25 protein-coding genes are annotated in these 24,822 nt (G+C 74.2%); 11 read left to right on the top strand and 14 right to left on the bottom strand.

Annotation, left to right across the window (positions count from 1 at the left end):
* Window positions 1-39: 39 nt before the first annotated feature.
* On the top strand, window positions 40-1,266 hold the full coding sequence (locus AC6JBM_RS51315; RefSeq protein ID WP_497980790.1) for a LeuA family protein: 1,227 nt from the start codon (window positions 40-42) through the stop codon (window positions 1,264-1,266).
* Here the strand turns inward: AC6JBM_RS51315 and AC6JBM_RS51310 are convergent.
* Window positions 1,263-1,460, bottom strand: coding sequence for a hypothetical protein (locus AC6JBM_RS51310; protein ID WP_497980789.1), 198 nt, complete (start codon window positions 1,458-1,460; stop codon window positions 1,263-1,265). The genes AC6JBM_RS51315 and AC6JBM_RS51310 overlap by 4 nt on opposite strands.
* Before the next feature lie 135 nt (window positions 1,461-1,595).
* Here AC6JBM_RS51310 and AC6JBM_RS51305 point away from each other — a divergent pair, with 135 nt between their 5' ends.
* From AC6JBM_RS51305 to AC6JBM_RS51290, 4 genes are all read left to right on the top strand, one after another.
* Window positions 1,596-1,748: a hypothetical protein gene (locus AC6JBM_RS51305; protein WP_497980788.1), complete on the top strand. Its 153-nt coding sequence runs from the start codon at window positions 1,596-1,598 to the stop codon at window positions 1,746-1,748.
* An 86-nt stretch (window positions 1,749-1,834) separates the two neighbouring features.
* Complete coding sequence (locus AC6JBM_RS51300) at window positions 1,835-2,926, top strand: sensor histidine kinase (protein ID WP_497980787.1); 1,092 nt, start codon at window positions 1,835-1,837, stop codon at window positions 2,924-2,926.
* A gap of 92 nt (window positions 2,927-3,018) precedes the next feature.
* Window positions 3,019-3,723, top strand: coding sequence for a response regulator transcription factor (locus AC6JBM_RS51295; protein ID WP_497980786.1), 705 nt, complete (start codon window positions 3,019-3,021; stop codon window positions 3,721-3,723).
* 67 nt (window positions 3,724-3,790) lie between these two features.
* A complete protein-coding gene (locus AC6JBM_RS51290; protein ID WP_497980785.1) occupies window positions 3,791-4,996 on the top strand; it encodes a glycosyltransferase in 1,206 nt (401 codons plus the stop codon).
* Here the strand turns inward: AC6JBM_RS51290 and AC6JBM_RS51285 are convergent.
* The 7 genes from AC6JBM_RS51285 to AC6JBM_RS51255 form a co-directional block, all read right to left on the bottom strand.
* Entirely contained in the window at window positions 4,957-5,256 is a 300-nt protein-coding gene (locus AC6JBM_RS51285; protein WP_497980784.1) for a hypothetical protein, read from the bottom strand. The genes AC6JBM_RS51290 and AC6JBM_RS51285 overlap by 40 nt on opposite strands.
* 460 nt (window positions 5,257-5,716) lie before the next feature.
* Window positions 5,717-6,334: a glycosyltransferase family 2 protein gene (locus tag AC6JBM_RS51280; protein WP_497980783.1), complete on the bottom strand. Its 618-nt coding sequence runs from the start codon at window positions 6,332-6,334 to the stop codon at window positions 5,717-5,719.
* On the bottom strand, window positions 6,327-6,884 hold the full coding sequence (locus AC6JBM_RS51275; RefSeq protein WP_497980782.1) for a hypothetical protein: 558 nt from the start codon (window positions 6,882-6,884) through the stop codon (window positions 6,327-6,329). The genes AC6JBM_RS51280 and AC6JBM_RS51275 overlap by 8 nt, the downstream gene beginning before the upstream one ends.
* A gap of 5 nt (window positions 6,885-6,889) precedes the next feature.
* Window positions 6,890-7,945, bottom strand: coding sequence for a glycosyltransferase (locus AC6JBM_RS51270; RefSeq protein ID WP_497980781.1), 1,056 nt, complete (start codon window positions 7,943-7,945; stop codon window positions 6,890-6,892).
* Window positions 7,942-8,553: a hypothetical protein gene (locus AC6JBM_RS51265; RefSeq protein WP_497980780.1), complete on the bottom strand. Its 612-nt coding sequence runs from the start codon at window positions 8,551-8,553 to the stop codon at window positions 7,942-7,944. Before AC6JBM_RS51265 ends, AC6JBM_RS51270 begins: the two co-directional genes overlap by 4 nt.
* The gene (locus AC6JBM_RS51260; protein ID WP_497980779.1) at window positions 8,550-9,125 is read right to left on the bottom strand and encodes a hypothetical protein; all 576 of its coding nucleotides are present in this window, start codon (window positions 9,123-9,125) and stop codon (window positions 8,550-8,552) included. Before AC6JBM_RS51260 ends, AC6JBM_RS51265 begins: the two co-directional genes overlap by 4 nt.
* Window positions 9,126-9,148: 23 nt before the next feature.
* The gene (locus AC6JBM_RS51255) at window positions 9,149-9,403 is read right to left on the bottom strand and encodes a hypothetical protein (RefSeq protein ID WP_497980778.1); all 255 of its coding nucleotides are present in this window, start codon (window positions 9,401-9,403) and stop codon (window positions 9,149-9,151) included.
* Window positions 9,404-9,484: 81 nt separating this feature from the next.
* On the opposite strand from AC6JBM_RS51255, the gene AC6JBM_RS51250 reads away from it, so the two are divergent.
* Window positions 9,485-10,078 carry a hypothetical protein gene (locus AC6JBM_RS51250; protein ID WP_497980777.1) on the top strand — a complete coding sequence of 198 codons (594 nt, stop codon included), beginning with the start codon at window positions 9,485-9,487 and terminating at the stop codon, window positions 10,076-10,078.
* A complete protein-coding gene (locus AC6JBM_RS51245; protein ID WP_497980776.1) occupies window positions 10,063-11,106 on the top strand; it encodes an FAD-dependent oxidoreductase in 1,044 nt (347 codons plus the stop codon). The genes AC6JBM_RS51250 and AC6JBM_RS51245 overlap by 16 nt, the downstream gene beginning before the upstream one ends.
* A 9-nt stretch (window positions 11,107-11,115) precedes the next feature.
* On the opposite strand, the gene AC6JBM_RS51240 is transcribed toward AC6JBM_RS51245, so the two are convergent.
* On the bottom strand, window positions 11,116-11,319 hold the full coding sequence (locus AC6JBM_RS51240; protein ID WP_497980775.1) for an SDR family oxidoreductase: 204 nt from the start codon (window positions 11,317-11,319) through the stop codon (window positions 11,116-11,118).
* Between the two features lie 423 nt (window positions 11,320-11,742).
* Here AC6JBM_RS51240 and AC6JBM_RS51235 point away from each other — a divergent pair, with 423 nt between their 5' ends.
* Window positions 11,743-13,089 (top strand): DUF1996 domain-containing protein, encoded by a 1,347-nt coding sequence (locus AC6JBM_RS51235; protein ID WP_350618817.1) that lies wholly within the window; start codon window positions 11,743-11,745, stop codon window positions 13,087-13,089.
* 48 nt (window positions 13,090-13,137) lie between these two features.
* Here the strand turns inward: AC6JBM_RS51235 and AC6JBM_RS51230 are convergent, their stop codons facing one another.
* The 4 genes from AC6JBM_RS51230 to AC6JBM_RS51215 all read right to left on the bottom strand — a co-directional run bounded on the left by AC6JBM_RS51230 (window position 13,138) and on the right by AC6JBM_RS51215 (window position 18,410).
* On the bottom strand, window positions 13,138-13,674 hold the full coding sequence (locus AC6JBM_RS51230; protein WP_497980774.1) for a DUF4142 domain-containing protein: 537 nt from the start codon (window positions 13,672-13,674) through the stop codon (window positions 13,138-13,140).
* Between the two features lie 62 nt (window positions 13,675-13,736).
* Entirely contained in the window at window positions 13,737-15,110 is a 1,374-nt protein-coding gene (locus tag AC6JBM_RS51225; protein ID WP_497980773.1) for an SPFH domain-containing protein, read from the bottom strand.
* Between the two features lie 333 nt (window positions 15,111-15,443).
* The gene (locus AC6JBM_RS51220) at window positions 15,444-17,657 is read right to left on the bottom strand and encodes an Hsp70 family protein (RefSeq protein WP_497980772.1); all 2,214 of its coding nucleotides are present in this window, start codon (window positions 17,655-17,657) and stop codon (window positions 15,444-15,446) included.
* A 36-nt stretch (window positions 17,658-17,693) separates the two neighbouring features.
* The gene (locus AC6JBM_RS51215) at window positions 17,694-18,410 is read right to left on the bottom strand and encodes a hypothetical protein (RefSeq protein ID WP_497980771.1); all 717 of its coding nucleotides are present in this window, start codon (window positions 18,408-18,410) and stop codon (window positions 17,694-17,696) included.
* A 215-nt stretch (window positions 18,411-18,625) separates the two neighbouring features.
* Here AC6JBM_RS51215 and AC6JBM_RS51210 point away from each other — a divergent pair, with 215 nt between their 5' ends.
* Window positions 18,626-20,212 carry a cellulose binding domain-containing protein gene (locus AC6JBM_RS51210; protein ID WP_497980770.1) on the top strand — a complete coding sequence of 529 codons (1,587 nt, stop codon included), beginning with the start codon at window positions 18,626-18,628 and terminating at the stop codon, window positions 20,210-20,212.
* Between the two features lie 155 nt (window positions 20,213-20,367).
* Window positions 20,368-20,796, top strand: a complete 429-nt coding sequence (locus AC6JBM_RS51205; RefSeq protein WP_497980769.1) for a VOC family protein — start codon at window positions 20,368-20,370, stop codon at window positions 20,794-20,796.
* Window positions 20,797-20,822: 26 nt separating this feature from the next.
* Here AC6JBM_RS51205 and AC6JBM_RS51200 read toward each other — a convergent pair whose 3' ends face one another.
* On the bottom strand, window positions 20,823-22,637 hold the full coding sequence (locus AC6JBM_RS51200) for a PH domain-containing protein (protein ID WP_497980768.1): 1,815 nt from the start codon (window positions 22,635-22,637) through the stop codon (window positions 20,823-20,825).
* 267 nt (window positions 22,638-22,904) lie between these two features.
* Between AC6JBM_RS51200 and AC6JBM_RS51195 the strand changes: the two genes are divergently transcribed.
* Window positions 22,905-24,791 carry a pectate lyase-like domain-containing protein gene (locus AC6JBM_RS51195; protein ID WP_497980767.1) on the top strand — a complete coding sequence of 629 codons (1,887 nt, stop codon included), beginning with the start codon at window positions 22,905-22,907 and terminating at the stop codon, window positions 24,789-24,791.
* Window positions 24,792-24,822: the final 31 nt, after the last annotated feature.

The raw sequence follows: 24,822 nt of genomic DNA, 5'->3' as shown, positions 1-24,822 counted from the left end.
ACGTTGACACAAATCAGATTCGACAGTCAACCTGGAGGTATGTCAACACCTCGGATTCACTTCCTCGACGTCACCAATCGCGACGGGGTGCAGACGGCCCGGACCGGGCTGTCGAAGTTCGGCAAGACCATGGTGAACTTCTATCTCGGGCGGCTGGGGGTGGCGCAGTCCGAGATCGGGTTCCCGTTCCTGTTCCACGAGGTGCCGTACGTGCGCGCGCAGACCGCCCTCGAGCGGGCCGGCGCGTTCGGCTCGCTGCGGCTGTCGGGCTGGTGCCGGGCGGTCGCCGGCGACGTCGAGCGCTCCGCCGGGCTCGGGCTGCGCCACTACAACCTGTCCATCTCCACGTCCGATCAGATGCTGCAGAACAAGTTCCGCGGCCGGCTCGACCGGGACGCGCTGATCCGCGAGACGGTCGCGGCCGTGCGCGCGGCCAAGGCGGCGGGGGCGCAGACCGTCGGGGTGAACGCCGAGGACGGCTCGCGCACCGACGAGAGCTTCCTCACCGAGTTCGCGCTCGCGGCGAAGGAGGCCGGGGCGGACCGGCTGCGGTACTGCGACACGATCGGCGGCGACACCCCCGGCCGCATCGGGGAGCGCTTCGCCAAGCTGGCCGGCGCCGCCGGCATGCCGATCGAGACGCACTGCCACAACGACCTGGGCATGGCCGTGGCCAACTCGCTCGCGGGCGCGTTCGGCGACCTGGCCGCCGGGCAGGACGCCTGGATCAACACGTGCGTCAACGGCATCGGCGAGCGCTCCGGCAACGCCGACCTGATCTCGTGCATCCTGGCGCTGCGCCACGGCTTCGGCGTGCCGGAGGGTGCGCGGATCGGCGACGAGCTCGACCTGACGTGGGCGCGGCGCTTCGCGGGCTGGGCCTCCTACGCGTTCGGCCAGCCGCTGCCCAACAACCAGCCCGGCGTCGGGCCGAACGCGTTCGCGCACGAGTCCGGCATCCACGCCGACGGGGCGCTCAAGGACCACCGCAACTACGAGCTCTACGACGAGGAGCTGCTCGGGCCGCACCCGCGGGACCGGCACGCGCGGGCGGGGCGGATCGTGCTCACCGGGGAGTACGGCGGGCTGGCCGGCTTCCGGCACGTCATGGACGATCTCGGCGTCGAGGTCACCGACGAGACCCGGACCTTCCAGCTCGTCCAGCTGGTCAACGCGAGCACCGGGCGGCCGCTGACCGACGACGAGCTGCGGCTGATCGCCGCCTATCCGCAGGAGCTGTCCCTGCTCTACCCGGGGATGCTCTAGAGCATGGCGTATTCGACGATCCAGCCCAGCCGCAGGGTCTCCTCGTAGGAGAACTCCAGCTCGACGATCCCGGCGTAGCGGCGGTCGATCTGCATGGGCGTGAACCGGTGCACGGCGCACTCCATCCACACCGGGATGCGGGAGGCGGGGTTGGCCAGGACGGCGAGCTTGCCGCAGCGGCGGGCGTTTCCCATACCAGCGAAGCTATCCGCGGGCCCGGGCGGCACCCACCCGGGCAACGGGGACCGGGGCGTACACCAATTGGTGTACGCCCGGGTGTCTCCGCGCGGACGACGACGGCACACGCGCCGGACCCTAGCGTCGAAGCCATGGACGAGACGAACCAGAGGATGGTCGCCGGGCTGGTCATCGGGCTGGCCACCGCGCTCATCGGGGTGCTGTTCGCATCCGGCGCACCGGCGTTCGGACACGGCGCGGGCGGGGCCGCCGGGCGTGGGACGGTGGTCCGATGCAACCGCTGACCCGCGCCACCACGGCCTCGTTCGGGGCCGTCACCGGCGTTCGGACACGGCGCGAGCGGGGCCGCCGGGCGTGGGACGGTGGTCCGATGCAACCGCTGACCCGCGCCACCACGGCCGCGTTCGGGGCCGTCACCGTGCTCGGGGTGCTCAGTGCTTCCGCGGCCGCGGGCGCCCCGCTCACCGAGCCGGGGCCGCTCAGCCTGGCGGGGACGCTGTTCGTGCTGCTGTGGGTGCAGCGGCGCTTCCCGCTCGGCGCTCTCGGCCTGGCCGTGGCGAGCATTCTGGCGCTGCGCCTCGCGCACCTCACCGAGGCCGGCTGGCTGTGGCCGGCGACGCTGCTGTACGCGTATGCGGCGCTGACCCGCCGTACGGCCGTCGTCGTCGCGATCGCCGCCGGGCACGCCCTGTGCGCGTTCAACCTCGACTGGACCACGCTCGGGCACTCCGCCCGGGCGGCCGGGGCGAGCGTCGGGATCGACGCGCTGTGGCTGTCCGCGGCGCTCGCGGTCACGGTGTCGTACCGCAACTGGCGCCGCTGGCAGGACGAGTCCCTGCGGCGGCTGCGCGTCGAGCTGGACGAGCAGCGCACGGCCGAGCGGCTGCGGCTCGCCCAGGAGGTGCACGACGCGGTGGCGCACACCCTCGCCGTGGTGGGCGTGCACGTCAACGTCGCCGCGGACGCGCTCGACGCCGACCCGGACGAGGCCCGCGCGGCCCTGCGCCTGGCCCAGGACATCCGCCGCCGCGCGATGGCCGACCTGTCCGCGCTCGTGAGCGTCCTGCGCACCACCGGCGGCGACGGCATCGCCCCGCCCGTCGCGCCGCCGGCGCTGGAGGACCTCGTCGCCGGGGTCCGGGCGACCGGGCTGGACGCGCGGCTGGACGTCGAGGGGGACGCGGACGCGGTGCCGCTGCCGGTGCGGCTGGTGGCCGCGGCGGTCGTGCGGGAGGCGCTCACGAACGTCGTCAAGCACGCCGGAGCCCGGCGCGTGACCGTGCTCGTCCACTATGGACCGTCCGTGGAGGTCGCGGTCCAGGACGACGGGGCGGGCCGCGACCCGGGGCCGGCCGGGCACGGGCTGCGCGGGCTGGCCGAGCGGGTCGCGGCGCTCGGGGGCGCCTTCGCCGCGGGGGCGGACGAGGGCGGGTTCCGCGTCCAGGCGAGGATCCCAGCATGACCGCGCGCGTCCAGGCCAGGATTCCAGCATGACCGCGCGCGTCCAGGCCAGGATTCCAGCATGACCGCGCGCGTCCGAGCGAGGATGACGACATGACCGTGCGCGTCCTGCTCGCCGACGACCAGGCCCTCGTCCGGGCCGGGTTCGGCAGCCTGCTGCGGCGCAGCCGGGACATCGACGTGGTCGCCGAGGCCGGCACCGGCGACGAGGCCGTGCGCGCGGCCCGGGAGTTCCGGCCCGACGTGGTGCTCATGGACATCCGGATGCCGGGGCTCGACGGCATCGCCGCGACCGCGCGGATCTGCGCCGATCCGGCGCTCGGCGGGACGCGGGTGATCGTGCTGACGACGTTCGAGACCGACGACCACGTGTTCGCCGCGCTGCGGGCGGGGGCCAGCGGGTTCCTCACCAAGGAGGTGGAGCCGGACGAGCTGCGCCGGGCGGTGCGGGTGGTGGCGGCGGGCGAGGCGCTGCTGTCACCGAGCGTCACGGCCCGGGTGGTGACCGAGTTCGCGCGGCGGCCGGTGCCGGGCGGCGGGCGACGGCTGGAGCCGCTCACCGCGCGGGGGGCCGAGGTGGTGCGGCTCGTCGCGAGCGGACTGTCCAACGAGGAGATCGCACGGGCACTGTTCATCAGGCCGCTCACCGCGAAGACGCACGTCACGCGGGCGATCGCGAAGACCGGCGTGCGGGACCGGGTGCAGCTGGTGATCCTGGCCTACGAGGCCGGGCTGGTCACCGTCCAGGGCGATGACGGCGACGCACCGTATCGAAGGACGTCCTCACCGAATCCGTGACTTCCCCGAAACGCACAGTTCACTGGTTCAACCTGACAGGACGCCCACCACGGGTGATGATTTGCCCGTGACTAGCCAACTGCGCGTGATGTCGATCTATGAGGGCTTTTTCTCCGGCGGTGCCCGGGCCCTGCACACCACGGTCGTGGCCGGGCTGCACACCGGGGGGAGCCAGCGCCATTCGGTGCTGAGCATCTATGCGGCCATGCGCCGCGAGACGCTGCTGCAGCGCATGGAGAACGACGCGAGCTATCGGTCGCTGCACGCGATCGGCGTCGACGTGCGCCCGCTGGGCCGCCGCATCGGGGGCGACACCGCGGCCCGCAAGACGTTCAGCCCGTCCGAGGTCGCGACCGCGTTCGCACACGCGGAGCGGGCCGACATCATCCTGTCGCTCAAGGAGCAGCCGCTGCGGCTGGTGAACCTGCCCGGCTTCCCCCGCCGGCCGGTCGTGGTCTGCCTGCACCGCTCCGACCCGGAGAACCAGGGCAGCGCGCTGGCGGAGTTCCGCACCGCCGTCGCCGACGGGCGGGTGGCCGCGGCGATCTGCTGCGCGGAGTCGACGCGCTCGGCCTACGAGGCCGCGGGCATCCCGTCGCGGCTGCTCAAGGTCATCCCGAACGGCGTCGACCTGTCGCGCTTCCAGCCGGTGCCGGCCCGGCGGCGGGCCGCGCTGCGCCGCTCGCTCGGCGTGCCGGCGAAGGCCGAGGTCGTCACCCTCGCCGCCCGCTACGACCCGATGAAGAACATCCCGCTGTTCCTGGCCTCCGCGCGCCGCTACCTGGAGCGCGAGCCGAACGGGCACGTCCTCGTGTGCGGCGCGGGCATGACCACGGCCAACGCCGAGCTGTGCGGGATGCTCAACGACCTCTTCGGCGACGAGCCGCGGTTCCTGTCCCGCCTGCACCTGATGGGCATCCGCCGCGACATGGAGGCGGTGTACGCCGCCAGCGACGTCGTCGCCCTGACGTCCACCAGCGGCGAGGCGGCCCCGCTGTGCCTGATCGAGGGCGCGATGTGCGGCGCGGTGCCGGTGTCGACCGACATCGGCGACACCGCGATCATCGTCGCCGGGCACGGCCTGATCACGGCGCCGGACCCGGACGCGATCGCGGCGGGCTGGTCGGAGGCGGTCGACCGGCGCGCGGAGTTCACGCCGCGCCTGCTCGGCAGCCGCGAGCGGTTCAGCCACACGCGGATGATCGCGTCGTACGCGACCGTCATCGACGCGGCCTACCACGACCTGGGCCTGCGCGTCCCCCAGCGCCTCTGAGGGAGCACGACCAGCACCGCCGGGCAGGCCGGGACCACGACGGCCGCCGCGATCAGCCCGCACCAGCCCGAGCCGAGCGGGGCGGACGCGAGCGCGGCGGCGAGCCCGGCGACGGTCAGCGCGGCGAGGGCGCGCAGGCCGTGCGTGAACAGCCTGCCCACCCGCAGCCCGGTCGAGCGACGCAGCCAGAGCAGCGCTACGGGCCAGGACAGGGCCGCGCCGAGCGCGAAGCCCCGGGCGACGCCGAGCGGGCCGGCCACGGCGCCCGCGCGGCGCCGGCCATCATCGCGTCGACGAGCTTCGCCGGCAGCTGCGCCAGGCCCCACCCCTCCGGGCGGGTCGGCCGCGCGACGACGTCGGCCGCGCGGACCAGCCGCTCCCCCTCGGGCAGCGACGTCCACCCGGTCCAGCGCTCCCACGGGCGCGCGTCGGCGGGCGGCGGGGCGATGACCGTGAGCGTCGCGCCCTCGTCGCGCAGCCCCGCGACCGCGCGCCGCAGCTCGTCGAGGCCTTGTGCGGGCGGGGTGTCCCGGCGAAGACGACGGCCAGCCCGCTCGCCGGCGCCGGCCGCGCGGACGCGGACGAGGGCCGGGCGTGCGGGATCAGCGTGCCGCCGTAGCGGGCGCCCAGCACCGGGTTGCTCACCGTCGAGGGCAGGCGGCGGGCGAGGACGCGCAGGGCGTGCAGCCGGGCCCAGTAGCCGGGGTGCGTGCCGGTCAGTCATGGAAGGCCGGGGACAGGCCGCCGAGGCGGTGGCGGGCCAGGCCGGCTGTGCTGCACGACCAGGCGCTCGGCCACGACGGCGTGGTGCAGGCCCGCGTCGAGGGCGCGCACCAGCAGGGCGAGGTCGTTGTTGACGGCCAGCGCCGGGTCGAAGCCGCCCAGCGCGCGGAAGGCGGCGGTGCGCACGACGAAGTTGCTGCCGGTCAGGCCCGGGTTGTGGTGCAGGCAGTCGGGGGCGGCCAGGCGGCTCGGGAGGGTGCAGCCGGGGCGGCGCTCGGCGCCGCGCTGGTACCACGTCCAGGCCACGGCCAGGTCTTCCCCGGCGGCGAGGAGGCGCTCGAGCAACGACGGCTCCCATTCGTCGTCATCGTCGAGGAAGGCCAGGTGGGAGGTGTCGGCGTGCCGGGCGCTCCGGTTGCGGGAGGCGCCCGCGGTGTGCGAGTCCACGCGGATGTACCGCACCCCGAACCGCCCCGCGACCCCCTCGGCGCTGCCGGTGTCGTCCACGACCACGATCTGCGCCGCGGGGACCGTCTGGCGCAGCACCGAGGCGATCGCGCGCCCGAGCAGCGCCGGGCGGTCGTGCGTGGGCACCACGACGGTCACGTCAGGCATGCGCGAGCTCCCGCCACCGGGCGCCCAGGCGGCGTTCGCGGCGGCGCTTGAGCAGGTGCGCCGCGCGGTACAGGCGCGCGTACCACCCCGGGGCGAGCAGGATGAGCAGGACGCCGGCGGCGACGACCCAGAGACCGTGCCGTACGGCCGCGAGCACGTCCTTGAACCGCAGGTCGCGCCGCACGATCTCGACGACCGAGGCGCCCGCCCCGGCCCGGGCCCGCGCGGCCGCGTCGACGACCGACATCGCGCCGGTGCGGAGGCGGAAGTGCAGCAGGCCGGCGGCGGAGGCGCGGCCCGGCTCGGCGGCCAGCACCGCGCAGGCGTCGAGGACCCCGGTGCGCAGGTCGAGGACGCGGGGCGTGAAGCTGCCGGTGATGGAGGTCCGGCGCCGCAGGTAGCAGTACGCCGGACCGGAGACGAACGCGACCGCGCGGGCGCGGCGCAGCAGCCGGGCGCACACGCCGACGTCCTCGTAGAGCCGTCCGGGCGGGAACTCGGTCTGGGCGCCGCCGGTGTCGGCGACGTTGACGACGTGCACGACGCGCATCCGCCTCACCCCACCGGGACCGGGACGCCGGCGCGGACGGCCGCGTCGAGCAGCCACTCGTAGGCCGCGGTGAGCGCCGACGCCTGGGCCTGCGGGGTGTGCCGTGCCGCGAACGCCTCCTGCAGCCGGGGCCGGCTGGGCTGCCCGGTGCGCAGCACCAGCTCCAGCTCGGCGGCGACGTGCTCGGGGGTGCGCAGGGCCGGGTCGAGGCCGAGCGAGTCCAGCGCCGGGATGCTGCGGGCCACGAGCGGCAGCCCGGCCGCGCCCGCCTCCAGCAGCGCGAGCGGGCAGCTCTCCCAGGCGGCGGTGTGCAGGTAGGCGCCGGCGGCGGCGAGGCGCTCGCCGACCCGCCGCGGCGGCAGCCAGCCGGTGACCTCGACGCCGGCCGCGCGCAGCCGCGCCTCCAGCGCCGGGTCGCCGCCGCCGATCCACGTCCAGTCCGCCCCGGCGGTGACGAGGGCCTTGACGCGCAGCAGGAAATGCGGGTCCTTCTGGGCGCCGATCCGCCCGACGGTGACCACCTCCGGGGCCGGCTCGGCGGGTAGCTCCCGGGGCGCCCGGACGCGGGTCGTGTTCGGCACGTGCACGGCGGCCAGGCCCAGCGCCGCGGCCAGGTCGGCCTCGCGCGGGCTCACGCAGATCGCCAGCCGGGTCCGTCCGGCCAGGGCCCGCTCGGCCAGGCGCGCGGCGCGCACGAGGCCGGGCGGGTTGGTGGCGGGGTCGCGCTCGAAGGCGAAGCAGTGCGGGGTGTAGGCGACGGCGGGGCCGCCGGGGGCCAGCAGCAGCCGGCCGACGAGCCCGGCCCAGGACGAGTGCAGGTGCACGACGGCGGGGCGGGCCCGGGCGACCGCGCGGCGCACGGCCAGCGCGAGGCCGGCGAGGCCGCGCCCGGCCGGGTGGCTCGCGGCGAAGTCGGCGGCCGTCGCCGTCTCGCTGCCGGGGCGGACGCGGCCGAGCAGGTGGTGCTCGTACTGCGGCGTCGAGCGGGCGAACTCGGCGATCGCGGCCGCCGTACCGCCGCCCATCGCCTCGGTCACGTGGAGGATCCGCGGCACGCTCATCCGCACTCCTGGCTGCTCGACGTGAACTGCGGGGGCCGGACGAGCGGCTGGCGCAGGACGAGCAGGTCGCCCTCGGTGTAGGGCTCGCGCAGCCGCAGCGTGACGGTGCGGGTGGCGCCGCGGGGCAGCTCGAGGTCGAGCAGGTACGCCGGATGCCCCCGCTCCTGCCCCGGCGTGAACATGACGCGCTCGCCGTCGACGGTGGCCGCGCGCAGGAGGGCGCCGTGGGTGGCCAGGTAGCTCACGTGCAGCCGCTGGTCGCCCCGGCGCACCGGGTACGCGTGCTCGTCGAGGCGCTGGTCGACGTACGGCGTCAGGCCCTCAGGCGCGTGGTTGGTCAGCGCGAGCCGGTCGGCCGCGGCAGTGGCGGCGGGCAGGTCGCCCCGGGCCGCGGCCGCCCGCGCTGCCGCCGCAGCCTCCCGGACCCGGTTCAGCTCGCCGCGGGCGAACCAGCCGGTGACCGCGATCCACAGCGCGCCGGCGAGCAGCAGGCCGAGCAGCACCAGGGCCCAGAAGCGCACCGAGCGGACCCGCGGCAGCAGGAGCTCCCGCAGCCGGACCGCGCGCTGCCGGACCCAGGGGTTGCTCAGCGTCCGCGGCAGGGTCATCGCGACGCGTGGGCCGCCACGTGGGCGGTGCGGCGCAGGCGGGCGATGGTGACGAGGGCGGCGCCGCCGACGATGAACGCGAGACCGGCCGCGGTGTAGGCGAGCGCGCCCGGCCCGGTGACCGGCAGGCCCGACATCGTGGGGGCCGGCGCGGCCGGGGCGACGGTCACCGCGACGGTGACGGAGACCCCGGAGGTCTGGCCGGTGAGCTTGATCGGCAGCTGGCCGGTGAAGCCGGCCGGGATCTGGACGGTGGCCGTGGCGTCGCCGGCCGCGTTGGCCTGCGCGGTGGCGAGGTGGGTGACGGCCTCGGTCCGCGCCGACTCGATGTTCACGTCGAAGCTGACCATCTCGAACGGCTGGAAGCCGTGGCCGGTGACCACGACCGTGCCGCCGGCGACCGGGTTCTGGTTGTCGACCTCGCCGCTGCTGGGCATCGGCTGCGGCTCGACCTGGGCCGGGCTGGGCGACGGGCTGGACGACGGGGCCGGCTCGGCGAGCGCGGCGGAGCCGAGCGCGGCGGCGATCGTCAGGCCGGCGAGGGCCGTGCCGGCCATTGTCAGGCAACGCATGTGGAGGTTCCTCTCGGGTTTGGCTAGTACGCGCCACGGCCGGCGAGCACGGTGACGGTGGTGCGGGCCAGCTCCTGCGGCGTGACCGGCCGCGGGCCGACCAGGCCGAGGTCTCCGGCGGCGAGGTCGGGGCGGCCGAGCGCGAGCAGCGCCTCGGCCGCGGTGGCCCACGGGGCCGCGGCGATCAGCACCGCGACCGGGCCGAGCAGCAGGAGCAGCACGGCCGCATCCACCAGGTCCAGGACGCGCGCCGCCGGATAGGGCCGGATCTTCCGCACGCACGGACCGTATCAGCTCAAACACGTTGAGTTATGCACAAACCACCCAAAGTAGGATGAACTCCAGTATCGTCCCGTGCCGTGAGAGCCTTCGTCCTGCGCTGGCGGCTCGTCGAGCTGATCGCCGGCCTCGGCGCGCTCGCCCTGCTGCCGCGTGCCCGGACGCTGCTGCCCGCCAAGTACTTCTACGACGGCGACTACATCGCCGCGCTCAACGCGGGCACCGTGCTGCAGCTCGCGCTCGTGGTCGCCGCGGTGGGGCTCGCCCTGCGGCCCGCCGCGCGCTGGAGCACGATGCCCCTCGCCGCCGCCGCGATCGGACTGGGCGGGGTGTACCTCACGCGCGTGCCTGCATGGGCCCGCGCCGCACCCCTCGTGGCCGCCGGCGCGCTGCCGCTCTACGGCGCCCTGTTCCGCTCGTACTGGCTCGTGATCGCCGCACTCTTCGCCGCCGCCTACGCGGCCCTGCGCCGGGGCCGCCGCCAGGTGCTGCTGCCGCCGGTCGCGGCGGCCATGTTCGTCGTCGCCGCGGCCGGCACCCTGGTGCTGCGCCACGACTCGCTGGACACGTTCCGCGCGGCCGCGAACGCCGGTCGGGCGGGCTCCCCCGTGACCCCGATGCTCCCCCTCGCGATCTTCGCCCTGGCCACGGGGGACGCATGCGCGTCGCGGTGATCGGCGCCGGGCCGGCGGGCGCCACCGCCGCCTACTGCCTGGCCCGGGCGGGCGTCGAGGTCGACGTCTACGAGGCCTCGGGCGGCGTCGGCGGGATGGCCCGCTCGATCGACCTGTGGGGGCAGACGGTCGGCATCGGCCCGCAGCGCTTCTCCAGCACCGACCCGCGGGTCAACGAGCTGTGGCTGGAGGCCGCCGGCGGCGCGTACGAGATGGTCGAGCCGCGCGTGCGGGCCTACCGCGACGGCCGCCTGCGCCGCGACCCGCGGCCCCTCGCCGACCGGCTGCTGCGCCGGCCCGCACCGGCGTTCGCGCATCCGCGGCAGGGGCCCGGGGAGGTGTACGCGCGGATGTGCGCGTACACCGAGCGCCAGGGCGGCCGCGTCCACCTCGACGCGCCCGTCGCCGGCCTGGCGCTGGACGGCGCCCGGGTCACCGGCGTGCGGCTCAACACCGGCGAGGTCCGCGAGCACGACCACGTGATCTCCTCGATGCCACCGCCCGGCGCCCGGCCCGTCTACCGCCACACCGTCGTGGTCTACCTGCACACGACCGCCGAGTCGGTCTTCGGCGACACCTGGATCGACGTGCCCGACCCGGGGCTGCGCACCGAGCGCGTCACGAACTTCGACAACTGGGTGCCGGCCGCCAAGCGGGGCGAGGCCGAGACGGTGCTGGCGCTGGAGTACCGCTGCGGCGACGACGACTTCTGGCGGTGGGACGACGAGCGGTACGTCGCGCTCGCCCGCGCGGAGGTCGCCGCCATCGGGCTCGTCGCGGCGGAGGAGATCCTGGACGCCGTGGCGCTGCGGGTGCCGAAGAGCCAGGCGACGCTCCGGCCGGGCCCGTACGCGCCGATCGAGGGCCTGGAGGTGCTGGGGCGGCCGGGCGCGACCCAGGCCGGCAGCATCCTGTCGGGCCTGCTCGCGGCCGAGAACGTGCTGGAAGACGCCGGGCACGACCTCTGGTCGCCGACCCCGCACCCGGGCCGGTCGCGCATCACCGCGACCGGCCTGGTGCCCGGCTGAGGGCCTCGGCTACGCCGCCCAGCCGCCGTCCGCGTTGATCGTCGCGCCCGTCACGTAGGCGGAGCCCTCCCCCGCCAGGAACGCCACCACCGACGCGATCTCGGACGCGTCCGCGTACCGGCCGAGCGCGGTGAGCCCGGCCATCGTGGCCGCCGTCGGCTGGGAGGCCGGGTTCGCGTCGGCGTCCGTGGGGCCGGGATGCACGAGGTTCACCGTGCTCCCCCGCGCGGGCCGCGAGTTCCCTGGCGACGGCCGCCCCGATCCCCCGCGATCCACCCATGACCAGTGCGACCTTGCCATGCAGTTCGTTCATGCCGATCAGCCTGACCGGCGCTCGTCGGCGCGTCTGGCGGCGATCGGACGCGGCATGCGGGGGTGGAGAGCGCTCTCCATCTCCGTCGGAAATTCTGCTGATCAAAGTCCGAATTGCGTGCTTGAGCCGCATCGGGCACGCCCAACGTATTGACGGTTCGGCGGAGCGGGCGCAACATGGGAGAGCGCTCTCCGAGAGCGCGCACCCAGCCGGACCGCCACCGGCGAACGGCACACCCCACACCCCTGGGAGCTGCATTGCGTACCAGACGCCTCAGAAGAATCGGAATCCCCATCGGAGTCACCACGGCCGTCGTGGCGTCGATGGTCGTCGGCGCGTTCCAGCTGACGTCCGCCAACGCGGCCACCGCCACCCTGCTGTCGCAGAACAAGCCCGCGCTCGCCTCCTCCACGGAGCTCGGCGAGTCCCCGGCCGCCGCCGCCTTCGACGGCAACAACGCCACCCGCTGGAGCAGCCAGTGGAGCGACCCGCAGTGGCTGCGGGTCGACCTGGGCTCGACCAGCACCATCTCCCAGGTCGTGCTGCAGTGGGAGGCCGCCTACGCCAAGGCCTTCCAGATCCAGACCTCGCCCGACGGCAACGCCTGGACCAGCATCTACAGCACCACCACGAGCACCGGCGGCACCCAGACCCTGAACGTCACCGGCTCCGGCCGCTACGTGCGCATGTACGGCACCCAGCGCGGCACCGGCTACGGCTACTCGCTGTACGAGTTCAAGGTCTACGGCACCTCCGGCACCACCCCGCCGGCCTCCGACGGCCCCGGGTACGTCATGGCCAACCCGCCGGTCACCGGCGTGGTCCCGTCGACGGCCACCCCGCCGGCCACCAACCCGCCGACGACCCACCACGAGTTCCAGGCCAACTGCTCGGTGAGCCGCAGCAACCTGCCGGACGACCCGATCGTGTTCTTCGGCCTGCCGGGCGCGTCGCACTCGCACACGTTCATGGGCAACACCACCACCAACGCGAACACGACGCTCGCCTCGCTGCAGGCCGGCGGCACCGCGTGCATCACGCCGGGCGACAAGACGGCCTACTGGATGCCCACCCTGCTCAACGGCGACACCGCCGTGCAGCCGGTCGGCCGCCAGGTCATCTACTACAAGAGCGGCGTGCTCGACTACCGCAGCGTCCGCCCGTTCCCGGCCGGCCTGCGCTACGTCGTCGGCAGCCCGTCCTCCACGCTGGACGAGTTCAAGAACCACCCGGGCCACGTCGAGGGCTTCGAGTGCGGCGACCTCACCAACCAGTGGGACATCCCCGCCAACTGCGTGGCCGGCAGCCAGCTCAACGTCCGGCTCCAGGCCCCCAGCTGCTGGGACGGCCTGCACCTCGACACCCCGGACCACAAGTCGCACATGGCGTACCCGGTCGTCGGCGTCTGCCCGCAGGACCACCCGGTCGCCGTGCCGATGATCGAGTTCAAGATGGCCTGGCCGGTCAGCGGCAACATGGCCAACGTGCACTTCTCCAGCGGCCGCGGCTACTCGTTCCACTACGACGTCTACAACGCGTGGGACGCCCCGACCCTGAAGGCCCTCTCGGACCACTGCATCAACGGTGGCCTGCAGTGCGACCCGCGCGGCTTCGACCAGTACAAGCCGGACCGCGGCGCCGCCCTCAACGAGAACTACGTTCTGCCCTAGGTGTTCGCCGTGAGGGCCCGCCCGGTTGCGACCGGGCGGGCCTTCGCCTTATCCGTTGCAGTCCAGCGCGCTGAGCGCCGTCGTGATCATCCGCTTGTGCTCCTGCAGCGTCGGCAGCGTCTCCCGGGCGAAGGCGACCAGGTCGGCGTTGTCGCCGTGGGCCGCCTCGTTCTCGAAGAGCCCGATGGCGCCGACGTGGTCGAGGTACTCGGCCGGCACGTACGCGCAGTCGAACAGCAGCCCGTCCAGCCGCGACCACACGGTGAGGATGTTCTGCTGCGCCGAGTCGGGCAGGTCCGGCGTCGACATCCCGTTCGCCTTAGCCAGCATCGCCAGCTTGGTGCCGGCCCGGTTGTGGTCGCTGATCATCCGCGTCCCGAAGTCCTTGACGGCCTGTGTGGAGCCGCGCGCCCGCGCGAGCGAGCCACCGGCGACCTCGAAGTTCCCGGCGTACCCGGCCGCCGTCACGAACGCGGAGTCCTGGGCCGACAGCGCCCCGGGCTCGTCCCCGGGCGCGGCCTGGGCCGGCGAGCCCCCGAGCAGCGCGGCGCCGAGCACCGCGGCCGCAAGCATCGGCAATCGCATGACAACCTCCCGTGAAGCGATCTTGGTTGTCCTGATTGCCGGGCCCCCGGCCGCGAAACGGCCTACTCGGTTGCAATGCGCCGCTGCTGCAGCGCCCCGACGACGGCCGTGAGCTCGGCGATGAGGCCCGCGACGGAAGTGCCGTCGTTGCCGCCGATGGTCACCGAGCGCAGCTCCGCGGGCTTCGGCAGCCGCGCGACGATCTCCGGCAGCCGCTCGATGAGCTGGGCCTGCAGGTTCTCCGGCGACTGCGCGTTGGCGATCTCGGCCCGCAGCCGCTCCCGCTCGACGTCCAGCAGCGCCTCCTCGTGCGCGTTGACCGCCCGGGTCGCGGCCAGGGCCAGCTCGGCCTCGGCGGCCAGCCGGGTCAGCTCCGCCTCGCGCGCGATGCGCAGCCGCCCGATCTCGGCCTCCTCGGCCGCGAGCTGCCGCTCGAGCGCGAGCGCGTGCCGGTTGGTCGCGTCGCGCAGCTCGGCGAGCGCCCGGGCGTCCTGCTGCTCGCGCTGGGAACGGCGCAGCAGCTCGCTCGCCTCCCGGTCGAACTCGTGCGACGCGCTCTGCGCGCGCAGGTCGGCCAGCTCCCGGTCGCTGGCGATCCGGGCGGCCTCCCGCTGCCGCTGCGCCGCGAGCTCGCGCTCGGCCACGGCCTCCTCGGCCGCCAGCTCGGCGAGGCGGGCGATGCGGCCCTGCTCGGTGCGGTACGGCTGCTGCAGGTTCTCCCACAGCCGCGACGAGCTGACCACCGCCTCCTTGATCTGCACGGTGACGATCCGCAGCCCGAGCCCCGCGTCGGCGCTGCCCGAGCCCTCGGCGACCGCCCGCAGCCGCGCCGTGAGCTCCTCGATGATCGGCTGCTTGTCGCTGAGCACCTCGGCGACGCCCAGCGTGGACACCTTGTCCTTGATCGCCGCCTCGGCCTGCTCCTTGAGCTGCAGGTTGACCAGCCGCATCGGGTCCTCGGGGTCGCCGAAGTCGAGCCGGCGGTAGGCGGTCGAGAAGTCCTGGATGATCCACTGCACGTAGGCCTGGACGAGCACGCCCTGCAACTCTCGGCAGATGCAGTACGCGTTGATGAGGATCGTCTGCATCGCGCCGGGCACGACGAGGTACGAATCGGTCGCCGGGTTGTACCGGAACGACACCCCGAGCCCGACGTGCAGCGGCTCCGGCCGCCCGCGGCGCGTGTGCACGACGAACGCGTTGGGCGGCACGAGCACCGTCTTCCAGCGCCCGAACCCGGTGACGCGCACCTCGACGGCGTTCGGCGTGGGCCTCCGGCCGCCGTCGCCGCCCCGCCCGCGCTCCTGCTGCGGCTGCGGCCCGCCGGCCGGCGCCGGGGCGGACGGGGCCACCTTGGCGCGCTTGGAACGCAGGTCGGACTCGAGCCGCTCCTGCTGCCTGACGACCTGGTCGAGATAGGTGTTGGTGTTCGACATCCGCCGCTCCTCGTCGGGGGTCCGGTGCGGCCCCAGTCTGCCAAGCGGGTCAAAATCCAGGGCTCGGGTCCGCGTCACCTGCGGACCGTCGCTCCCGCCAGGACGTCCGGTCTGGGTCGGCATCAGCGAAGGGGCTGAGCGCTGCGCTCGGCGGGCGCGGCGGGGCGGGCGAGCGGGCGCTGATGCTGCGGTCGGCCGGCGCGGCTCTGGTCGCGGTCGGGCGCGGGGTATTCGTCGGCGGGTTGGGCGCGGACGCTCCGCCCGACGGGCACGGCGAGGGCGAGGCGCTCCGCCGCACGGGCGGGGCGGGGCGTTGTGTTCGGCGGGCGTGGCTCAGGTCGCGGTCGGGCGCGGGGTGTTCGTCGGCGGGTGGCTCGACGGCGGGGCCGGCTGCGAGCCGATCGTCAGCGTCACGGTGCCGTTCTTGGCCACCTTGTTGTTCGCCTTCGGGTCCTGCGACAGTACGTGGTCGATCTGGTCCGGGTCGTCGGTCGGCTTCTTGACGACCTTGAAGCTGCCCGTGAAACCCTTGTCGCGGAACTGCTGCTTGGCATAGTCGATGTAGTCGCCGGAGACGTCGGGAGCCGTGATCGTCTCGGTCTTCGTGGCCGTGGTCGCCGGGGCGTGCGACTCGTTCGTCTCGGTGTCGGCCCCCGTGCCGGCCCCGATCCCGGTTCCGTCCGAGGCACCCGTGCCGGCGGCGCCGTTGTCGCCCGGGTTCGCGGACGCCTGCGGGGCCGGGGACTGGCCGTTGGCCGCGGGTTTGTCCTTGTTGCCGAGTCCGACCAGGTAGACCGTGGTGCCCGCGCCCGCGAGGGCGATCAGCGCGATGACGACGAGCAGGGCGTTGAGCCAGTTGCGGCCGCCCTTGCGGGGCGCCGGGGTGCGGTCGTCGTACACGGGCACGACTCGGCTCGACGGCCCCGGCGACACCGGGGCACCGACCGGAACGGGCGGCGGCGGAACGTACCGCGGCACCGACGGCCGCCCCTGCCCCTGAAACGGCTGCCCCTGCGGTGGCTGCGCGGTCGGGTATGAGCCGGTGTGGTAGACCCTTCCGGCCGGAGCGCCGGACACGGGCGGGGCTGAAACCGGCGCGCCGTAGCCGGCGGGCGGCGCGGACGTCGACGCTGCCGGGGGCATGCTGAAGCCCACGGCCGCGGCGGCGTCCCGGTCCGGCCACATGACGCCCGGGTCGGTGCCCGCCTGGTCCGCGGCCGGTTGCGCGGCCGTCGGCGTCGTCGACTGAGCGGCCACGGGCTGCGGCATGGTCGAGGGGCCGGGCATGGTCGAGGCAGCCGGGGTGGTCGAGGGGGCCGGGGCGATCGGCGAGGACAAGGACGGCGCCGGTGAGGACGGGCCCGCGGCCATCGAGGCGTAGGGGGCGGCGGCCGCGGCGGCGGCGGGCCAGAGCGGGGAGCCCTCGCCGGTGCCGTCCGCGGGCAGGGCCGACAGCGAGAGCAGGCAGCCCTCGGCCACCACGATCTCGGGCTGCTCGGTGATCGTCGGGGCCACGTTCAGCGCGCGGTGCAGCATGGTCGCCACGAGCGGGATGCGGCTGCCGCCGCCGACCAGCAGCACGCCGGCCACGTCCCCGGGGCCGATGCCGGCCTGGCGGATGAGCGCGGCGGTGGTGAACACGGTGCGCTCGAGCAGGGGCTTCGCGGCCGCCTCGAACTCGTCGCGGGTCAGCTGCGCGTCGACGTCGAGCGGGGCCGGCATCTGCAGCACGACCGCGGGCGCGCGCGAGAGCATCTCCTTGGCGACGCGGGCGTCGTGCCAGAGCATCCGGCGGTGCCGCAGCGACTCCGGGTCCTGGGCGTCGGCGAGGCGGGTCCAAAGCTCGGGGTCGTTCGCGGAGTACCGCTCGCCGAGCCACCGCACGATGGTCGCGTCGATGTCGAGCCCGCCGACGTCGGTGAGCCCGTCGACCGCGACCGCCTCGAACCCGGCGGGCCGGCGCACGACCACGCTGGCGTCGAACGTGCCGGCGCCGAGGTCGTAGACGACGAGCGCCTTGCCGGTCGGCACCTGCTGCCCGAGCACCGCCGTGAACGCGTGCGCGGCCGCGACCGGCTCGGGCACGAGCAGCGCGGTCCCGAGCCCGGCCCGCTTCGCGGCCTCGGCGAGCACGGCCCGGCGCCGGGTGCCCCAGCCGGCCGGGTGCGCGATCGCCACGGCGAAGTCCTCCGAGCCCGCGACGCGCTTGGCCTCGGCGAAGACGAACCGCAGGACGGCCGCGACCAGATCGACGACGGCGACCTCCCGCTCGCCGAGGAGGATGGCCTGCTCGTCGATGTGCTGCTTCGGGTTGGGCTCCAGCCCCGCGGGGTCGAACCGCGCGTGGTGCAGCGCGTCGCCACCCACAACGAGGTCGGACCCGGGCTCGGCGGAGGCCGGGCCCGGCTTGGTCGGGGCGAAGACGGCGGACGGGAGCAACGGGTTGGCGTCGAACAGCAGCGGCCTGACCCGGCCGTCCGGCCAGCGCATCAGAGCAACCGTGTTCGACGTGCCGAAGTCGATCCCGAGCCCGAAGGCCGGTGACATGGCCTCATCGTAGTTCGCCGGGACCGTCCCCTACGATCACGTTTCGGACCGTGACGGTCGCAGTTCGGACAGCTCCCGGTACGCCGCGAGCGTGGCCGCCGTCCGCTCCCCCACCTCCGCGAGCGGGTCGGCCAGGAGGATCGAACCGGGCATCTCACCCGTTTCGGCCAGCAGCACCCGGGCCCGGGCCGTGGCGACCTCGCGCCGCTCGTGCGCGTCCAGCGACGCGGCGAGCCGCCCGAGCGCCGCCGTCCGCGCCGCGAGCTGCGCGTCGAGGTCCCGCAGCCGATCCTCGGCCGCCTCGATCCGCTCGTCGAGCTCGTCGCGCAGGTCCCCGCGCCCGAGATCCTCGCGCGTGGCGCGCAGCTCGCCGAGGTTCCCGCGCAGGCTGACCCGGGCGGCGATGAGACGCGCGAGGTTGTACCGCGTGATGTCCAGCGTCGGCCGGATGTCCGCGGGCTCGGCCATCGCCCCGAGCGCGGGCCAGCGCAGCCGCACCTCACGCAGCGCCGCCTCGGCCGCCTGCCACTCGGGGACCGCGGAGCCTTCGATGCGGACGCCGCCGCATCCGTACCGCATGAACACCCCGACCGCCACCAGCAGCATCCCGGTCGCGACCAGCCCCGCGGCCACCCCGGCCGCGAGCAGCACGAGACCCAGGGGCGGCAGCAGCCAGGGCCACCAGGGCACGGCGCGGCGCGGGTCGCGGACGATGCGGACCGCCGCCCGCTGCCGCTGCTCGTGCCGTCCCATCGGCACATCATGCCGCACGCGGGCGGCTCGCACATCGAAGCCTCACACTGTGCGACGCTCCACATCACCCTTGCGACCGGCCGCTCCCCCCGCGCATCACCCCGGCGACGGGCGACCCGCGCGGCGCGTGTCCAGCCGCCGGCGGGGCATTGACTTTTAGTTAACTTTATTTATCGTTGTGCCTCAATAGACACCTGTCTTGTCTGGAGGCAGTGATGACATCCCGACTCCGGATCGCCCTCGCGGCCGCGGCGGTCCTCGTGACCGCGGGCGGCATCGCGGCGATCACGACGCCGGCGCAGGCCGCCGGCTCCCTGACCGCGACACTGAGCTACGACTCCGACTGGGGCAGCGGCTACCAGGCGAAGTACACGATCACCAACGGGACGGCCGCCACCGTCTCGACGTGGAAGGTCGAGTTCGACCTGGCGTCCGGCTCGACGCTGGGCAGCTACTGGGACGCGCTCATGAGCCAGAGCGGCACCCACGTGATCGCGAACAACAGGACGTACAACGCCCCGCTCGCCCCCGGCGCCACGGCCACCTTCGGGTTCCTGGTGTCCGGCTCGGGCAAGCCCGCGAACTGCAAGCTCAACGGCGCCTCGTGCGCGGGCGTGGCCGACACCCAGGCGCCGAGCGCGCCCGCGAGCCTGCGGGTCACGGCCACGACGTCGTCGAGCGTCAGCCTGGCCTGGAACGCGTCGACCGACAACGTCGGGGTGACCGGCTACGACATCTACCGTGGCGGGACGCTCGCGGCGTCGGTCACGGGCACGAGCGGTACCGTATCCGGCCTCTCCGCCTCCACCGCCTACACCTTCACGGTGAAGGCGCGCGACGCGGCGGGCAATGCCTCGGCGGCGTCCGGCTCGGTCAGCGCCACGACCCAGGCCGGCGGCGGCGGAGGCGGGGGCGGCACCGGGACCACGCTCGCCGTCGCGCCCTACGTCGACATGGGCGCCTGGCCGACCCCGACGCTCACCGACATGGCGACCGCGGGCAACCTCAAGAACTTCACGCTCGCGTTCGTCAACAGCGCCGGGTGCAAGGCGTCGTGGTTCAACGCCTACGACCCGCGCGCCGCGTGGGCCAAGGACCAGATCGACGCCATCCGCGCCCGCGGCGGCGACGTGAAGATCTCGTTCGGCGGGGCCAGCGGCATCGAGCTCGCCCAGGCCTGCTCGACGCCGGCCCAGGTCGCCGCCGAGTACCAGGCGGTCGTGGACGCGTACGGCCTGAAGTACATCGACCTCGACATCGAGGGCGCCGCGGTCGCCGACCCGACCACGATCGCCCGCCGCTCGCAGGCCCTCGCGCTGCTGCAGGCCGCCCGCCCGGACGTGAAGATCTCGCTCACCCTGCCGGTGCTGCCCGAGGGCCTCACCACCGACGGCGTGAACGTGGTCCGCTCCGCCCGCGACGCCGGCGTCAACCTCGACCTGGTCAACGTGATGGCGATGGACTACCAGCGCAGCAGCGGCGACTACGGCAACTTCGCGGTCCAGGCCGCGCAGTCGACGTTCACGCAGTTGAAGGGGTTGTACCCGAGCAAGACCGACGCGCAGGTGTGGCGCATGCTGGGCGTCACCCCGATGCTGGGCAAGAACGACGACGGCGGGACCTACGACCAGAACGACGCCCGCCAGCTCGTCGCGTTCGCCCAGACCAACCACCTCGGCATGCTGTCGTTCTGGGAGGAGACCCGCGACCGCAACGCCTGCACCGGGGCGCTCTACATGTGCACGAACATCGCGCAGTCGCCCTACGAGTTCTCCAAGATCTTCGCCGCGTACACGGGCTGAGATCGCCCGCGCCCCGCGGAGTCCGCTCGCCGGCCTCCGCGGGGCGCCCGGCACCGCATCAGCCGTAGGTCGGGCGCTGCGCTGGGTGGTGTTGTACGTGCGGTGGACGATTCTGCCCGCCCGCAGGTCAGCCCGCGCGGTTTACGATCGCGAGTGTGAAGGCCAACCGTTCGATCCCGGCCGCCGCGGTCGTGCCGATCCTGACCTACCCGGACGTCCGCCGCGCCGTCGCCTGGCTCGAGGCCGCGTTCGGCTTCGCGGAGCGGGTGCGCATCGGCGAGGACCATCGCGCCCAGCTGCGCGCCGGTGAAGGCGCGATCATCGTCGCCGACGACGGCGGCGAGCGGTGCGCACCCGAGACCGGCACGGGCGTGACGCACGCGGTCATGGTGCGCGTGGCCGACGCCGACGCCCACTGTGCGCGAGCGCGCGCCGCCGGTGCGCGAATCGTCGTGGAGCCGGCCGATTTCCCGTACGGCGAGCGCCAGTACCAGGCCGAGGACCTCGCCGGCCACCGCTGGACGTTCTCGCAGACCCTGGCCGACGTCGAGCCCGAGACCTGGGGCGGCACCACGGTCAGCTGAACCGGCGGGTCAGCTGAACCGGCCGGTCAGCCGAACAGGCCGGCCAGGACGAAGGCGTAGAGCAGGGTCTCCCCCGCCCACGCCGCGTACAGCAGGGCGGGCGCCGGAGGCGTGACCGGAGCCGGCGGCAGCGACACCACGTCCCGCACCCGCTCGCGCGCCCGGGCCGCGGCCCGCTCCGCCGCCAGGCGCAGGGCGCCCGACAGCTGCAGGCCGGTGCGCTCGTCGCCCGAGAGGAAGCGCGGCAGCAGCGCGTGCTCGCCGCGCGCGGTGACGACCAGGCCCGCGCCGTGGTGGTCGGTCTCGATGGTCACCGCGCCGTGGCGGTCGGCGCGGATCGCGTGCACGTCCGACCACACGAGCAGGCGGGCGCCGATGGAGCCCACGACGCTCAGGCCGGCGCCGTTCCAGCTCACCCGCGGGCGCAGGAAGAGCCGCCAGCCCGAGAGGCAGGCGATCGCGGTCACGGGAGCGGTCACCGCGACGGCGCCCCAGTACGGCAGCGTGGGCAGCAGGCGCGACAGGAGGACGAGGAACGGCCACGAGGAGGCGACCACGACGGTGTACCCCGAGAAGCGGTTGTGCCGGTGCGTGTGCACGGTCTCCGGGTCGGCCGCGACGTCCTCGGCGCGCAGGGCCAGGATCTCCTCGGGCCGCAGCGGCAGCCGGGCCGCGTCGGGCACGGCCGCGGGCTCGTCGAGGTCCGGGCCGGGGGCGGGGCCGCCGTACGCGGGGGCGAAGCGGCCGCTGCGGGCCGGGCCGCGCGGGACGAGCAGCTCGCCGTCGACGGCGACCGCGCACCAGTGGCGCTGGGCGGGCACGCCGAAGAGGACGCCGGGGCGGATGTCGTCGGAGCCGTGCCGGGCCAGCGCGAAGAACTCCACGAGCGCCGGCTCCCCCGGCCGCGCGTCGGTGGCGTAGACCGCGACGCGGCCGCCGAGCGCCCAGACGTACACCTCGGTCGCCGGCTGCTCGCCCGAGAACAGGGCCCGGGCCGCCGCGCCGCGCTCCCGGGCCCGGGCCAGGCATCCGGCGGCCAGCCCGGCCAGCAGGACGGCCAGGGAGAGCCAGTTGCTGGTGTTGTACGGCTCGCTGACCAGCTGGTAGAGCCCGTCCCGGGCGACGAGGACGGCGACGTGCGAGCCGACCGGGTGCTCGTCGGAGTCGGTCACGGTGACGCGCACGGTCGCCGGGCCGGCGCCGGAGCCCGGGAGCCGGACCTCCAGCGAGTATTCGTCCGGGTGCGCGACGACCTCCGCCGTGACGCGCTCGGCCGTGGCCAGGCGGTCGTCCGCGCCCGACTGGTCCGCGACGGCGACGCCGGCGATCGCCAGAGCCACAAGCGTCAGTGGTACCGCCAGCAGCCGCCAGCCCAGACCGTACCGTGGCAGCGTCGAAGGCGTCGGGGGCTTTCGATGCGACGTGGTCGCCGCCCACATCCGCGCGCCGTCGCCGGGCCCGGGCGGGGCGAGCCGGGCGGCCACGAAGACCAGCACCGCGAGCGCCGCGTCCGCCCCGGTGAGCCAGGCCGGCGAGGCGAGATCGGGGTGCGCGACCTGCCAGATGGCGTCGGTGGTGAAGAAGAGGGCCGCGAGCCAGGCGGTGACCGGCAGTGACACGAACGCGACGACGGGCAGCGCGGTGACGAGCCCGAAGAGCAGGGCGTTGAGCCAGTCGGGGCCGCACGGCACGGCGTCGGAGCACTCGATGGGCGGGTCGAACGCGACGTGCAGCGCGAGGACCCCGAGGGCCACGACCACGACGAGCAGCGCACGGGCGCGACGCCAGCGCACGGGGCGCGCGGTCCAGCCGAAGACGTCGGCGGTCAGCAGCGGGGTCATTTGCCCGCCATTCTCCTCCAGCGGTGCCAGGCTCCGTCTGCGCGGGGTGGCGCGGAAGCGGCTCGGAACCCCGCCGAGAGAGCGAGTTCCGTGGGGATCACGGCCGATTTGTACCCGTGGACCAGTCGCGATGTTCCCTGTAACGTCCTGCCGTGAAAGCGCTCTCTCGCATTTGTGGCGCATCATCCCCGCCCAGCGATGCCACGCCCCATCGTCGTCTGGGGCCGTGGGTGAGCCCGCCACCCGGAGGAAAGTAGGTCGCGTTTCATGCCATTGGTCCACTCCGGCCAGGCGTCCGCCAGGTCTGCCGGGTCAGCCCCTCGCGGCCGCCGTGGCCGGTGGTTCGCCCTCGGGGCCGCCGTACTGCTGACCGCCGTCGCCGCCGTCAGCACCCCCGGCGCCGCCGCGGCCGCCCCCGCCAACCGCCCGCCGGCCGGGCAGCCCGACTTCGGCCCGAACGTCAAGGTCTTCGACCCGTCCATGCCGGTCGCGCAGATCCAGGCGACCGTCGACGCCATCCACGCGGAGCAGGTCGACAACGAGATGGGCACGCAGCGCTACACGCTGCTGTTCAAGCCGGGCACGTACGGCACGGCCGAGCACCCGCTGATCTTCCAGGTCGGGTACTACACCGAGGTCGCCGGCCTCGGCCTCAACCCCACCGACACGGTCATCAACGGCCACGTCGACGTCTACAACCGCTGCCTCACGGCCGACAACTGCCTCGCGCTGGTCAACTTCTGGCGCTCGCTGTCCAACCTCACCATCAACGTGGCCGGCGAGAAGGACTGCCGCTCCTCGGGTGAGTTCTGGGCCGTGTCGCAGGCCGCGCCGATGCGGCGGGTGAAGGTCAACGGCAACATGACCTTCATGGACTACTGCACCGGCGGGCCGCAGTACGCCTCGGGCGGCTTCATCGCCGACTCGGTGTTCTCCACGGCCACGAACGGCTCGCAGCAGCAGTTCCTGGTGCGGGACAGCAACATGACCAACTGGTCGAACGCCGTGTGGAACCAGGTGTTCTCCGGGGCCGTGGGCGCGCCCGCGCAGCAGTTCCCGAACCCGCCGTACACCACCCTCGACACGACGCCGGTGAGCAAGGAACGGCCGTTCCTCTACATCGACGCCAAGGGCAAGTGGAACGTCTTCGAGCCCGCGCTGCGCCGCAACTCCTCGGGCGCGAGCTGGGCCAACGGTCCCACCGCGGGCCGCTCGGTCCCGCTGTCGGACTTCTACCTGGCCAAGCCGACGGACTCGGTGCTGGCGATCAACATCCAGCTCGCCCTGGGCAAGAACCTGATCTTCACGCCCGGGGTGTACAACATCAACAGCTCGATCCTCGTCTGGCGGCCCGACACCATCGTGCTGGGCATGGGCATCGCGACGCTGACCGCCGTCGGCGGCTCGGTGCCGCTGTGGATCGCCGACAGCAAGGGCATCTCGGTCTCCGGTCTCATGATCGACGCCGGTACCGTGAACTCGCCCGCGCTCATGCAGGTCGGCACCAAGCTCGGCGGCGCGCTCAACCTGGGCGACGCCAACGACCCGACGGTGCTGCACGACGTGTTCTTCCGCGTCGGCGGCCCGCACGTCGGCAAGGCGGACGTGAGCCTGGAGGTCAACTCCGACCACGTCATCCTCGACGACATCTGGGCGTGGCGCGCCGACCACGGCGTGCCGGGCTCGGTGGGCTGGAACGTGAACACCGGCCGCAACGGCGTCATCGTCAACGGCGACGACGTCCTCGCGACGGGCCTGTTCGTCGAGCACTACCAGCAGTACAACGTCATCTGGAACGGCGAGCGCGGCAAGACGATCTTCTTCCAGAACGAGCTGCCGTACGACCCGCCGAACCAGGCGGCGTGGCAGCACGACGGCGTGCTCGGCTGGGCCGCGTACAAGGTCAGCGACAAGGTGAAGACCCACGAGCTGTGGGGCGGCGGCGCCTACATCTTCACGAACGTCGACCCGACCATCCACGCGGCGCGCGGCTTCGAGGTGCCGAACCGCCCGGGCGTCAAGCTGCACGACGTCCTGACGGTGAACCTCTCGGCCGGCACCATCGACCACGTGGTCAACGACACCGGCGCCCCGGTCGCGACCGAGACCGGCGTCGGCGTGCCCAGCTACGTCACGAGCTACCCGGCGAGCTGATCCCGCACGTCCCGCACACACAGCGGCGCCC

This window comes from Dactylosporangium thailandense (assembly GCF_059739745.1).
Note: the sequence above shows the minus strand (reverse complement) of the source record. Positions and strands in the feature narration are given on the sequence as shown.